Origin of the sequence: Sulfitobacter noctilucicola (assembly GCF_000622385.1) — a bacterium.
Lineage (GTDB): Bacteria > Pseudomonadota > Alphaproteobacteria > Rhodobacterales > Rhodobacteraceae > Sulfitobacter > Sulfitobacter noctilucicola.
Genome location: NZ_JASD01000005.1, coordinates 88456 through 100115, shown reverse-complemented (window position 1 = coordinate 100115; position 11660 = coordinate 88456). Strand labels below are relative to the sequence as shown.

Here is an 11660-nt window from a genome sequence, read left to right as displayed (position 1 = left end):
CTTCCAAGCGAAAGACAACGAGACCATGCCAGAGCTTTACGACACCGCCCCCGACTTTACCCTGCCTGTTACAGGCGGCGGCGAGATTACGCTTAGCGCGTTGAAAGGCACCCCTGTTGTGCTGTTCTTTTATCCGCGCGACGACACGCCCGGCTGCACAAAGGAAAGTATCGGTTTCTCGGCATCCCTTGCGGATTTCGAAAACGCAGGCGCAAAGGTCTTTGGTATCTCACGCGATACAATGGCCAAACATGACAAATTCACAGCTAAGCATGACCTGACCGTTCCGCTTCTTTCTGATGAAGAAGGCAAAGTGACCGAAGACTACGGCGTCTGGGTGGAAAAGAATATGTACGGCAAGAAGTCCATGGGGATCGAACGTGCGACCTATCTGATCGACGCAGAGGGCAAGATTTCGAAGATCTGGCGCAAGGTCAAAGTGCCGGGGCATGTGGAAGACGTGCTCGAAGCGGTGCGGGGTCTGTGAAGCCGCTCGCCGAGATGGCAGAGGCCGTGCTGCGCTGCGCAGGCGGACGCGAAAAAACGGCGTTGTCCCGCGCGTTTGCCGCGGAGTGGCGCGTCGCCCGCGAGGCAGGCGAGCGCCCTGAGATCGGCACTGCAAATCCGCCAATGCACCCAGCCCGACCCGCAGCCCCCGAACTGCTGAGCCCGCGCGATGTGCCCCAACGCAAACCGGGCACGCCCGAGGGCCGGATCGCGCTATTACATGCCGTTGCCCATATTGAGCTGAACGCCGTGGACCTGCATTGGGACATTATCGCCCGGTTCACAGACACGAAGATGCCTATCGGGTTCTACGACGATTGGGTCAAAGCTGCTGATGAGGAATCCAAACATTTCAACCTGATGGCCGATTGCCTTGAAGAGTTGGGCAGCTTTTACGGCGCTCTGCCTGCCCATGCGGGCATGTGGCGTGCGGCCGAAGATACCGCGACCGACTTTATGGGACGACTGGCCGTGGTGCCGATGGTGTTGGAAGCACGCGGGCTGGATGTGACACCGGGGATGATCAAGCTTTTCAAGCAAGCCAAAGCGGCCAGCGCGGTTGCAGCGCTAGAGACGATCTATGCCGAAGAGGTCGCCCATGTGGCGTACGGCAGCAAATGGTTTCATTTTCTATGCGGGCGCCATGAGCTTGACCCAAAGGACCAGTTTCATATGCTGGTGGGGCGTTACTTCCACGCAGACCTCAAACCGCCATTCAACGAGGAAAAGCGCGCAGAAGCCGGTATTCCACCGGATTTTTATTGGCCGCTCACCGCCTGACGCCCGCCCGCTCGCCGCAAACGCTGCCAACCTTCGCTTAGAATTCGGCACGCAAATTCCTGCGTGCCGGATGCAGGTCGGATTACAAGTATCTGGTATCGGCGGTTTTTTGCCAATTTACACCATTCAGGCGTTTTGACGCCGCGATACATTCCATCAGACTTGCTAGGAAGGGTGTCACTGGCTAAGGAGCGTAGGGCATAAGGGCTCCGCAGACGGGCTCGTGCAGGGTATAAGAGGGAAAATCAAGTGCGTACACGGTTGGCAATCAAAATCCATTCCATTCTGGAACACTATTTTCCCGAACGGCGCGTCTTTTTGAAATCCGACAACGATACCCGCTTTATCCGCCTGCGCCCTGGTACACAGATCGTCGCTTTTGCAGGAAGTGCCTGCCTTGTTGCCTGGTCAATTGTCGCCACGGCGATCATCCTGATGGATAGCATCGGTTCCGGCAACTTTCGCGAACAGGCGAAACGGGACCAGCGCACCTATCAGGCACGTCTGAACGACCTTTCCGCGCAACGCGACAGCCGCGCCAGCGAAGCGCTGGCCGCGCAAGAGCGTTTTAACGTGGCGCTCAAACAGATTTCTGTGATGCAATCGGAGCTTCTCCAGTCCGAAATTTACCGCCGCGAGCTTGAGACCGGTATCGACGTGATCCAGAGCACGCTGCGCGACACCATGCAGCAGCGCAAAGCCGCGCGCACCCAGCTCGCCGAGCTGGAAGGAAGCCTTCAGGAAGGCGGGACCGGCGCGGTCCAGGCGGCAGGTAGCACCGCACCTATGGAGTTCCTTGCAGACGCATTGGCCCGTACCGCGCAAGAACGCGATCAGGTTATCGCAGACGCTGAAGAGTCGCTTTTGAAAGCCGACCGGATGAGCCAGGAAATCGCGCTGATGCAAGACCGCAATGATGCGATCTTCCGCCAGCTTGAAGAAGCAATGACCGTTTCCGTCGCCCCGCTCGACAAGATGTTCCGCAATGCTGGTATGCCGACGGACCGTATTCTGGAGACTGTCCGCCGTGGCTATTCCGGTCAGGGTGGCCCATTGGCCCCGCTCAGCTTCTCTACCCGTGGTGAAGAGCCCGGCCCCGACACACTGCGTGCAAACCGTCTACTGAACCAGATGGACCGCTTGAACCTCTATCGCATCGCCGCGCAGAAAGCGCCTTTCGCCAATCCGGTTAAGGATGCCTTCCGCTTCACCTCCAAATTCGGCTTCCGCCGCGACCCGAAAACGGGCGGTCGTCGCATGCACTCCGGCGTTGATTTCGCCGCGGGCCTTGGCACACCGCTTTACGCTACTGCGGACGGTGTTGTGACCCATTCGGGCTGGCAATCAGGATATGGTAGGCTCGTCAAAATCCAGCATGAATTTGGCATTGAGACACGCTATGCGCACATGTCACGTCTGCGTGTAAAAGTAGGACAAAGGGTCTCGCGCGGACAGAGAATTGGTGATATGGGAGCGTCTGGACGCGTCACCGGCGTTCACCTGCACTATGAAGTGCGTGTAGGTGGCAAGGCCGTGAACCCGATGATCTATATCAAGGCAGCAAACGATGTTTTCTAAAAGCAAAATCAACGATCCCGCACCATCCAAAGAGGCAGAGACCACGACAAAGGCCCCTGCCCCCGCAGCACCAACTGCAACTGCACAGGCCAAGCCGAGCGAGTTCAAGGCAAGCGCGCCAAAAGCAAAGCCGCCCGCCTCGTTGCTTTCGGCTGACTTGCACGTGACCGGAAACATGAAAACAACCGGTGATATCCAGGTTGAGGGTACAGTGGAAGGCGACATTCGCGCGCATCTTCTGACCATCGGTGAAAGCGCCACCATCAAAGGCGAAGTAATCGCAGATGATGTCGTAATCAACGGCCGCATCGTTGGCCGCGTGCGCGGTCTTAAGGTTCGTCTGACATCAACAGCACGTGTCGAGGGTGACATCATCCACAAGACAATCGCGATTGAATCCGGTGCACACTTTGAAGGTTCCGTTCAGCGTCAAGATGATCCGCTGAACCCGGGTGCGAAATCCTCACCTGTTCCAAAGGGAAACCCAGCGGCTGAGTAAGCCTACCTGTCTGCTAGAATATAAAAGGCACTGTCTGTGATCAGGCGGTGCCTTTTTTGTTGTGCCTAAGGCGGCGGGTCAGACTGGCCTTTGCGCCATCACCTCTACTCGCTTTCGTGCAATTGGCCAGAGTAGCAGCGGTGTGACGACCATCTGTCCAGGATACAGAACGCAAAGATTGTGATTTGACCGCTCAGGGCAATGACCGAGCTTTGCTTGAGGTCCTGCAGTATGTCGGGTCAAAGCACGATCAGGCTGTCTGTCGTAAAGGTCGTGGCGTTTGGCTGGGTGCCGAATGCCTCAAGATATGTCGTGATGAAACCCGCCGCAGTTTGAGGTGGGTTTCTCAGACCTTAGAGATGTGTACGGTAAAGCCGCTCGAACACACCGGCGCTAAACCGATCTTTGTTTTAAGACGCGTGTGGAGTGACAGACGGCTCATCCCCGTCGCCTCTGCCTTATCACGCATGGAGGTAGCCGACAGTCCCTTGCGGTCAAAGAGGCCAAGGCTCTCGGCGAGAATACGGGCCTTGCGCTCAGAAGCGGCTGCGAGAATCTGAAACGGCCGATCTGTCATGGGCTATGGTTTGCACAAGCGAACTACGCTTTCAATGCGCTAGAGTATAATGGCAAAAGGGCGCGCCAATCAGCACGCCCTCAAGCTAGATTTGTATGATTGTGTTAATCTGTGACAGTGACCGATTTCATCATGTCAGGCGCGCCGACAACTGCGCCGTTGCCACCTGTTCCAAGTTTGATCGCATCGACGATGTCCTGCCCTTCCGTCACGCGGCCAACAACTGTGTACTGCCCGTTCAGGAAGTGTCCTTCATCAAACATGATGAAGAACTGACTGTTGGCGGAGTTTGGGTTTTGCGAACGGGCCATGCCTACCACGCCCTTGTCGAATGGCAGGTCGGAGAATTCGGCCGGCACGTCAGGCAGATCGGACCCGCCCATCCCCGCACGGCGCATGTCGCCCCCGGAGCGGCCAAATTCGACGTCCCCGGTTTGCGCCATAAATCCGTCGATCACGCGGTGGAACACCACGCCATCGTAGGCACCTTGCTCTGCCAGCGTCGTGATGCGCTCAACATGCTGTGGGGCTACGTCTTCGAGCAGGTCGATCATCACGGTGCCGTTCGCTTCACCAGCGATCTCGATCTTGAGACCCGATGCGCTTGCGGCTGTGCCAAAAAGCACCGCCATGAGGCCGCTTGTCAGAAGCGCCTTAGACATCTGCAGCCACCTTGACGCTGATCATGCGGTCAGGTTCGGCAGGTGGCTCGCCGCGGGCGATGGCATCAACATGTTCCATGCCGGACGTGACCTGACCGTAGACGGTGTACTGACCGTTCAGGAAGTCGTTGTCCTTGAAGTTGATGAAGAACTGGCTGTTCGCAGAGTCAGGATTGGCCGAGCGCGCAGCACCGATGGATCCGCGTGCGTGTGGCACTTTTGAGAATTCCGCAGGAACATTGCCCAGATCAGAACCGCCCGTCCCCGCCATGCGCAGGTTGAAGTCGCCTTCCATGTTGCCGTGCTCCACATCGCCTGTCTGGGCCATGAAGCCTTCGATCACGCGGTGAAATGCAACGTTGTCATATTTGCCTGCGCGCGCCAGCTCTTTCATGCGCTCTACATGCTTGGGTGCCAAATCCGGCAGCAGCTCAATCGTGACGGTTCCGCCTTTGAGTTCCATCAGGATCGTGTTTTCCGGGTCTTTGATCTCGGCCATGCCGTGCTCCTCTACTAGATTTGCACTTAACTAGGGCTGATCGGCCCGATTGCCAAGCAAGTGCATTGACCAATCAGCCCGATCAGGCAAAACAGTGCCTGCATGATGGCAAAAAGGATCGTGAACATGGGCTGGAAATCGCTGGATGATATGGAGTTGCGCGGCAAGCGGGTGCTGGTGCGTGTCGACATCAATGTGCCTGTCGAAGACGGTCGCGTCACTGACGCCACGCGGATTGAACGGATCGTGCCCACCGTAACCGACATTCTGGCAAAGGGCGGCAAGCCGATGTTGATCGCCCACTTCGGCCGCCCCAAAGGTAAAGTTGTGCCGGAGATGAGCCTGCGGCAGGTTTTGCCTGCGCTGGAAAATGCGCTTGGTGTATCCGTTGCTTTTGTCGAAACACTTGAAGCCGCAGAGAACCTTTCTGATGATGCAACTGCGGCACAGGTGATCCTGCTGGAAAACATCCGCTTTGCGCCCGGGGAAGAGGCGAACGATCCCGCGTTTGCGGCCCGACTTGCCAATCTGGGTGATGTCTATTGCAATGACGCGTTTTCTGCCGCGCACCGCGCGCATGCATCCACTGAAGCGCTTGCCCGTGAACTGCCGGCCTGTGCGGGACGGTTGATGCAGGCAGAATTGCACGCGCTTGAGGCTTCCCTTTCACAGCCCGAACGCCCCGTGGGTGCCGTGGTGGGTGGTGCCAAGGTCTCAACCAAGATCGCACTGCTAGAGAACCTTGTTACGCGGCTCGATACGCTGGTGATCGGTGGCGGCATGGCCAACACGTTCTGGGCAGCTCTGGGCGCTGACATGGGCGGATCCCTCAAAGAAGACGACTATCTCCAAACGGCGAAGGACATTCTTGCAAAGGCCGAGAAATCAGGCTGCCGTGTGATCCTTCCCGAGGACGGGCTAGTGGCACGGACTTTTGCGGCGAACGCGCCCTATGAGGTGGTCAAGCTCACCGCCACAACGAAGCTGGACGCGGACCAGATGGTGTTGGATGCGGGCCCTGAAAGCATCAAGACCCTGACAGTTGCATTTGAAGCGCTCAAGACACTGATCTGGAATGGCCCGCTTGGTGCCTTCGAGATTGCCCCCTTTGACACGGCCACGGTCGCGGCGGCGCAGATCGCAGCGCGCCGCACAAAAGAGGATGCGCTGATTTCAGTAGCGGGCGGCGGTGATACGGTTGCGGCGCTTCACAAGGCGGGTGTTGCTGACGATTTCTCTTATATTTCTACCGCTGGTGGTGCCTTTCTTGAGTGGATGGAGGGAAAGACATTGCCGGGTGTTGCGGCCCTGTCCGGTCAAACGCTCTGACAGCTGAAAAAAGGGCCTTAATTGCGGCTTTAATGCCAGTTTTGGCGCTGTCGGCGGTCGAAAAGGATTCACACTGCGAATCGCATGTGTCATAATACCTTCACGTCCAGCAAGAGACGACCAGAAGGCCGAGCCCATGAACCGCACCGCACGCCCCGCGTTTGGTACACTTTTCTTTTTCGCCATCGCCTTTGCGCTGAGCCTTTATTTCACCTTTGCCGCTGTGCAGGGCGATTTTGGGTTGTTCCGCCGCGCTGAGATTGTTGGCGAAAGCCAGGAATTGCGCGAGCAACTGGCACAAGTCCGCGCCGAAGTGGCCCGGATGGAAAACATGACGCATCGCATGTCGGACGACTATCTTGATCTGGATTTGCTGGACGAACAGGCGCGCAGCGTTCTGGGCATGGTCCGCTCTGACGAAATGGTCATCCACTAGTCCCGTCCCCGATCCTGTCCTTCATCATTAGTCTTCCGTGCCGACGCCTTGGGCGTGAAGGGTGTTCTTGCATCCCTAACAAATGTCTCTACCCTTGAGTGAACGAATCCGATAAAGAATAGTTTAACGCTAAACTATATCTGCACTGCGAGTTGCACCCGAGGAGGATTGCCGAATGGCGGCCAAGAAAACCACCAAGAAACCGAATGTTTCAGCCGATGAGCTGAAGGCCTATTACAAGGACATGCTGCTTATCAGGCGGTTCGAGGAAAAGGCGGGCCAGCTTTATGGCATGGGATTGATCGGCGGTTTTTGTCACCTCTACATCGGACAGGAAGCGGTTGTTGTCGGCTTGGAAGCTGCGGCCAAAGAAGGCGACAAGCGTATCACCTCCTACCGCGATCATGGCCACATGCTGGCATGTGGAATGGACCCCAACGGTGTGATGGCTGAGCTGACGGGCCGCGAAGGCGGTTATTCCAAGGGCAAGGGTGGCTCTATGCACATGTTCTCGAAAGAGAAGCACTTCTATGGTGGCCACGGCATTGTTGCAGCGCAGGTGCCACTGGGCGCGGGCCTCGCCTTTGCGGACAAGTACAAAGGCAACGACAACGTGACCTTCACCTACTTCGGGGACGGGGCCGCGAACCAGGGACAGGTTTATGAGGCCTACAACATGGCAGAGCTGTGGATGTTGCCCGTCGTTTTTGTCATTGAAAACAACCAATATGCCATGGGCACATCGCAGAAACGCTCAACCGCGTCCCCTAGCTATTGGGAACGCGGTGCTGCTTATGGCATCCCCGGAGAAGAAGTAGACGGCATGGATGTATTGGCCGTCAAAGAAGCGGGCGAGAAAGCCGTGGCACACTGCCGTGCAGGCAAAGGCCCCTATATCCTCGAGATTAAAACCTACCGTTACCGTGGCCACTCCATGTCGGACCCGGCTAAGTACCGGACCCGCGAGGAAGTCCAGAAAATGCGCGACGAACGTGACCCGATCGAAGCGGTGCGCACCCTTCTGCTTACGGGTAAGCACGCCACCGAAGACGACCTCAAGGCCATCGACAAGGATATCAAGAAGATCGTTAACGAGTCCGCCGAATTCGCAAAAGAAAGCCCGGAGCCACATCTGGATGAACTCTGGACAGACATTTACGCAGAGCTGGAGGCATAAACATGGCTACTGAAATTCTTATGCCCGCCCTCAGCCCTACTATGGAAGAAGGCACGCTGGCAAAGTGGATGGTCAAGGAAGGCGATACTGTTTCCTCCGGTGACATCATGGCCGAAATCGAGACCGATAAAGCCACGATGGAGTTTGAAGCCGTCGACGAAGGTATCATCGGGAAAATTCTGATCGAGGAAGGCACCGAAGGTGTGAAAGTGAACACCGCCATCGCGATCCTTCTGGAAGAAGGCGAGAGTGCGGACGACATAGACACCGCAAAGTCCGAGCCTGCGTCCGCTCCTGTCCCAGCCGAAAAAGCGCAATCCTCCGAGGATGCGCCGTCGGCCGGCATGTCCCATCCCGAGCCTGACCTGAGCCCTGACTGGCCCGAAGGCACAACTCTGAAGCAGCAAACAGTGCGTGAAGCATTGCGCGATGGAATGGCCGAAGAAATGCGCCGCGATGACAGCGTATTCCTGATGGGCGAGGAAGTCGGCGAATACCAAGGCGCCTACAAGATCAGCCAAGGGATGCTGGATGAATTCGGCCCCAAACGTGTGATCGACACCCCTATCACCGAGCACGGTTTCGCTGGTATCGGTGTCGGTGCGGCCTTCGGTGGTCTGCGCCCGATTGTCGAATTCATGACCTTCAACTTCGCCATGCAGGCGATTGACCATATCATCAACTCCGCTGCGAAGACGCTTTATATGTCGGGTGGTCAGATGGGTGCGCCTATGGTGTTCCGCGGTCCGAACGGTGCCGCCGCGCGTGTGGGCGCGCAGCACTCTCAAGACTACGCTGCATGGTACATGCAGATACCTGGTCTAAAAGTGGCGATGCCCTACTCTGCCTCCGACTACAAAGGCCTGATGAAGACCGCGATCCGTGATCCGAACCCGGTGATCTTTTTGGAGAATGAGATCCTGTATGGGCGCACCTTCGACGTGCCGGATCTGGATGACTATACGGTCCCGTTCGGCAAAGCACGCATCTGGCGCGAAGGCGACGATGTCACCATCGTGAGCTTTGGCATCGGAATGAGCTATGCCTTGCAAGCCGCTGAAAAGCTGGCAGAGGATGGCATCAACGCCGAGGTGATAGATCTGCGCACCCTACGCCCGATGGACACGCCCGCCTTCATTAAGTCGGTCAAGAAAACCAACCGCCTTATCACGATCGAAGAAGGCTGGCCGCAAGGATCGGTAGGCAACTACATCTCAAGCGTGGTGATGCAGGAAGCGTTCGACTACCTGGATGCGCCCGTCATCAACCTTACCGGCAAGGACGTACCGATGCCCTATGCGGCGAACCTCGAAAAACACGCGCTATTGACTGTCGACGAAGTCATCGCAGCCGTAAAAAAAGTCACGTACAAATAAGGAGCGGACAAGATGCCTACAGAAATCCTCATGCCCGCCCTCTCCCCGACAATGGAAGAAGGTACATTGGCCAAATGGCTGGTCAAGGAGGGCGACGAAGTCTCCTCTGGTGATGTGATGTGCGAGATCGAAACCGACAAGGCAACGATGGAATTCGAAGCCGTGGACGAAGGCGTTATCGGCAAAATTCTGGTCGAAGAAGGTACCGAAGGGGTCAAGGTAAACACCCCTATCGCCGTCCTGCTCGAAGACGGCGAAAGCGCGGATGACATTGGCGAGACGTCTGCGCCAAAGGCGGAAGCTTCATCAAATGCTGCCCCTGCCGAAGCCTCTGACGTGACCGCTCCGGCCAAAGGTCACGGGCGCGGTGAGACCGACGCGACCCCTGCCCCTGCTGCTCCGCAAGGGTCCGATGGAAAACGCATCTTCGCTTCGCCTCTCGCGCGGCGCATTGCGGCAGACAAAGGTGTGGACTTGTCGCAGGTCAAAGGCTCGGGCCCTCATGGGCGCATCGTCAAATCAGATGTGGAAGGTCTTTCCAAATCCGACACACCAGCCGCTACAACAAAATCTTCAGCAACGTCTGCTCCGGCTCAGGCGGCAGTATCGGCAGGTCCTGCAACTGACACGATCCTCAAGATGTACGAGGGCCGTGAGTACGAAGAAATCAAGCTGGACGGCATGCGCAAGACCATCGCTGCACGCCTGACCGAAGCCAAGCAAACAGTACCGCACTTCTATCTGCGCCGAGATATCCAACTGGATGCTCTGATGGCTTTCCGTGCTCAGTTGAACAAACAACTGGAACCACGCGGGATAAAGCTGTCGGTCAATGACTTCATTATCAAAGCATGCGCGCTTGCGCTCCAGCAGGTGCCGGATGCCAATTCGGTCTGGGCCGGTGATCGCACCCTTAAACTCAAGCCGTCAGATGTGGCAGTGGCCGTGGCTATCGAAGGCGGTCTATTCACACCGGTCTTGAAAGATGCCGAGATGAAGTCGCTGTCTGCCCTGTCCGCCGAGATGAAGGATCTTGCAGGTCGCGCCCGTGACCGTAAGCTTGCGCCGCACGAGTATCAGGGCGGCAGCTTCGCAATTTCAAATCTCGGCATGTTCGGGATCGACAACTTTGATGCGGTCATCAACCCGCCGCACGGTGCGATTCTGGCTGTTGGTGCGGGTGTGAAGAAACCGATTGTCGGCAAAGACGGGGAGTTGGGTGTGGCAACCGTTATGTCAGTCACTTTGTCTGTCGATCACCGTGTTATCGACGGTGCAATGGGGGCCGAGTTGCTGAATGCGATCAAGGATAACCTTGAAGCACCGATGACGATGCTGGCTTGAAACAAACTGAATCTACAAAAAAAGCCGGCGGAAACGCCGGCTTTTCTATAAACTCACTAAGAAATTTCAGTCTGTAGGGCCAAACATATGGTTCATTGAAACCGCTGGCTGATCACATCCCGCCTCGCCTACGATGCGTGCAGGAATGCCCGCGACCGTTTTACAAGGCGGCACTTCCTCGAGCACCACAGACCCGGCTGCGATACGACTACAATCACCGATTTTGATGTTGCCAAGCACCTTCGCACCAGCGCCAATCAGGACACCGTTCCCAATCTTGGGATGACGGTCTTCTTCTTCCTTGCCGGTCCCGCCCAACGTGACAGAATGCAGCATAGAAACGTTGTCGCCGACGACTGCTGTCTCACCGATGACGATCGAATGTGCGTGGTCAATCATGATACCTTTACCAATCCGCGCACCAGGATGGATATCAACGCCGAAAATCTCGCTCACGCGCATCTGAACAAAATACGCCAGATCCCGGCGACCATTCGTCCAGAGATGATGACCAACACGATAGGCTTGTACCGCCTGATATCCTTTGAAGTACAAAATCGGTTGCAGCAGCCTGTGGCAAGCTGGGTCACGCTCGTAAATCGCCACAAGGTCAGCGCGTGCCGCTTCTACCAGACCAGGCTCAGCCTCATACGCCTCTTCGACCATCTCGCGCACCACCACCATCGACATCTCGTTCGATGCAAGCTTTGCAGCGATGCGATATGACAGCGCTTTCTCTATCGATTTATGATGCAGGATACATGCATGTACAAAGCCGCCGATCAGCGGCTCGTCCTGAACCGCTTGTTCCGCCTCGGACTGTATCCGGTCCCAAACCGGGTCAATCGCGGCAATCTTACTGCGCAGTTCAGCCATAAATCACATCCTTTGAAAGG

13 protein-coding genes are annotated in these 11660 nt (G+C 56.7%); 9 read left to right on the top strand and 4 right to left on the bottom strand.

Translation table 11 applies throughout. The features are described 5' to 3' along the window. Positions 1-25 precede the first annotated feature (25 nt). The 4 genes from Z946_RS0101675 to Z946_RS0101660 all read left to right on the top strand — a co-directional run bounded on the left by Z946_RS0101675 (position 26) and on the right by Z946_RS0101660 (position 3364). Positions 26-487, top strand: a complete 462-nt coding sequence (locus Z946_RS0101675) for a peroxiredoxin (RefSeq protein ID WP_025054014.1) — start codon at positions 26-28, stop codon at positions 485-487. Further along, positions 484-1287 (top strand): ferritin-like domain-containing protein, encoded by an 804-nt coding sequence (locus Z946_RS0101670; RefSeq protein WP_025054013.1) that lies wholly within the window; start codon positions 484-486, stop codon positions 1285-1287. Before Z946_RS0101675 ends, Z946_RS0101670 begins: the two co-directional genes overlap by 4 nt. A gap of 249 nt (positions 1288-1536) precedes the next feature. Beyond that, positions 1537-2865 (top strand): M23 family metallopeptidase, encoded by a 1329-nt coding sequence (locus tag Z946_RS0101665; RefSeq protein ID WP_025054012.1) that lies wholly within the window; start codon positions 1537-1539, stop codon positions 2863-2865. Further along, entirely contained in the window at positions 2855-3364 is a 510-nt protein-coding gene (locus Z946_RS0101660; protein ID WP_025054011.1) for a bactofilin family protein, read from the top strand. The genes Z946_RS0101665 and Z946_RS0101660 overlap by 11 nt, the downstream gene beginning before the upstream one ends. Before the next feature lie 346 nt (positions 3365-3710). Here the strand turns inward: Z946_RS0101660 and Z946_RS0101655 are convergent, their stop codons facing one another. From Z946_RS0101655 to Z946_RS0101645, 3 genes are all read right to left on the bottom strand, one after another. Further along, the gene (locus Z946_RS0101655; protein WP_025054010.1) at positions 3711-3941 is read right to left on the bottom strand and encodes a TetR/AcrR family transcriptional regulator; all 231 of its coding nucleotides are present in this window, start codon (positions 3939-3941) and stop codon (positions 3711-3713) included. A gap of 104 nt (positions 3942-4045) precedes the next feature. Then, complete coding sequence (locus Z946_RS0101650) at positions 4046-4603, bottom strand: peptidylprolyl isomerase (protein ID WP_025054009.1); 558 nt, start codon at positions 4601-4603, stop codon at positions 4046-4048. Further along, on the bottom strand, positions 4596-5102 hold the full coding sequence (locus tag Z946_RS0101645) for a peptidylprolyl isomerase (RefSeq protein ID WP_025054008.1): 507 nt from the start codon (positions 5100-5102) through the stop codon (positions 4596-4598). The genes Z946_RS0101650 and Z946_RS0101645 overlap by 8 nt, the downstream gene beginning before the upstream one ends. Positions 5103-5228: 126 nt before the next feature. On the opposite strand from Z946_RS0101645, the gene Z946_RS0101640 reads away from it, so the two are divergent. The 5 genes from Z946_RS0101640 to Z946_RS0101620 all read left to right on the top strand — a co-directional run bounded on the left by Z946_RS0101640 (position 5229) and on the right by Z946_RS0101620 (position 10764). After that, positions 5229-6431, top strand: a complete 1203-nt coding sequence (locus Z946_RS0101640; RefSeq protein ID WP_025054007.1) for a phosphoglycerate kinase — start codon at positions 5229-5231, stop codon at positions 6429-6431. Positions 6432-6567: 136 nt separating this feature from the next. Continuing rightward, positions 6568-6867 carry an FtsB family cell division protein gene (locus Z946_RS0101635; protein WP_025054006.1) on the top strand — a complete coding sequence of 100 codons (300 nt, stop codon included), beginning with the start codon at positions 6568-6570 and terminating at the stop codon, positions 6865-6867. Positions 6868-7042: 175 nt separating this feature from the next. Beyond that, entirely contained in the window at positions 7043-8044 is a 1002-nt protein-coding gene (gene pdhA / locus Z946_RS0101630; RefSeq protein WP_025054005.1) for a pyruvate dehydrogenase (acetyl-transferring) E1 component subunit alpha, read from the top strand. Between the two features lie 2 nt (positions 8045-8046). Beyond that, entirely contained in the window at positions 8047-9420 is a 1374-nt protein-coding gene (locus Z946_RS0101625) for a pyruvate dehydrogenase complex E1 component subunit beta (RefSeq protein ID WP_025054004.1), read from the top strand. Between the two features lie 12 nt (positions 9421-9432). Continuing rightward, positions 9433-10764 (top strand): pyruvate dehydrogenase complex dihydrolipoamide acetyltransferase, encoded by a 1332-nt coding sequence (locus tag Z946_RS0101620; RefSeq protein WP_025054003.1) that lies wholly within the window; start codon positions 9433-9435, stop codon positions 10762-10764. Between the two features lie 66 nt (positions 10765-10830). Here the strand turns inward: Z946_RS0101620 and cysE are convergent, their stop codons facing one another. Next, on the bottom strand, positions 10831-11640 hold the full coding sequence (cysE, locus tag Z946_RS0101615) for a serine O-acetyltransferase (RefSeq protein WP_025054002.1): 810 nt from the start codon (positions 11638-11640) through the stop codon (positions 10831-10833). Between the last annotated feature and the right edge of the window lie 20 nt (positions 11641-11660).

Bases quoted from the DNA above. Each gene is read 5' to 3' on its own strand.
- Z946_RS0101635 (WP_025054006.1), top strand. From the start codon at position 6,568: ATGAACCGCACCGCACGCCCCGCGTTTGGTACACTTTTCTTTTTCGCC.
- Z946_RS0101640 (WP_025054007.1), top strand. From the start codon at position 5,229: ATGGGCTGGAAATCGCTGGATGATATGGAGTTGCGCGGCAAGCGGGTG.
- Z946_RS0101645 (WP_025054008.1), bottom strand. From the start codon at position 5,102: ATGGCCGAGATCAAAGACCCGGAAAACACGATCCTGATGGAACTCAAA.
- Z946_RS0101660 (WP_025054011.1), top strand. From the start codon at position 2,855: ATGTTTTCTAAAAGCAAAATCAACGATCCCGCACCATCCAAAGAGGCA.
- cysE (WP_025054002.1), bottom strand. From the start codon at position 11,640: ATGGCTGAACTGCGCAGTAAGATTGCCGCGATTGACCCGGTTTGGGAC.
- Z946_RS0101625 (WP_025054004.1), top strand. From the start codon at position 8,047: ATGGCTACTGAAATTCTTATGCCCGCCCTCAGCCCTACTATGGAAGAA.
- Z946_RS0101655 (WP_025054010.1), bottom strand. From the start codon at position 3,941: ATGACAGATCGGCCGTTTCAGATTCTCGCAGCCGCTTCTGAGCGCAAG.
- Z946_RS0101650 (WP_025054009.1), bottom strand. From the start codon at position 4,603: ATGTCTAAGGCGCTTCTGACAAGCGGCCTCATGGCGGTGCTTTTTGGC.
- Z946_RS0101620 (WP_025054003.1), top strand. From the start codon at position 9,433: ATGCCTACAGAAATCCTCATGCCCGCCCTCTCCCCGACAATGGAAGAA.
- pdhA (WP_025054005.1), top strand. From the start codon at position 7,043: ATGGCGGCCAAGAAAACCACCAAGAAACCGAATGTTTCAGCCGATGAG.
- Z946_RS0101675 (WP_025054014.1), top strand. From the start codon at position 26: ATGCCAGAGCTTTACGACACCGCCCCCGACTTTACCCTGCCTGTTACA.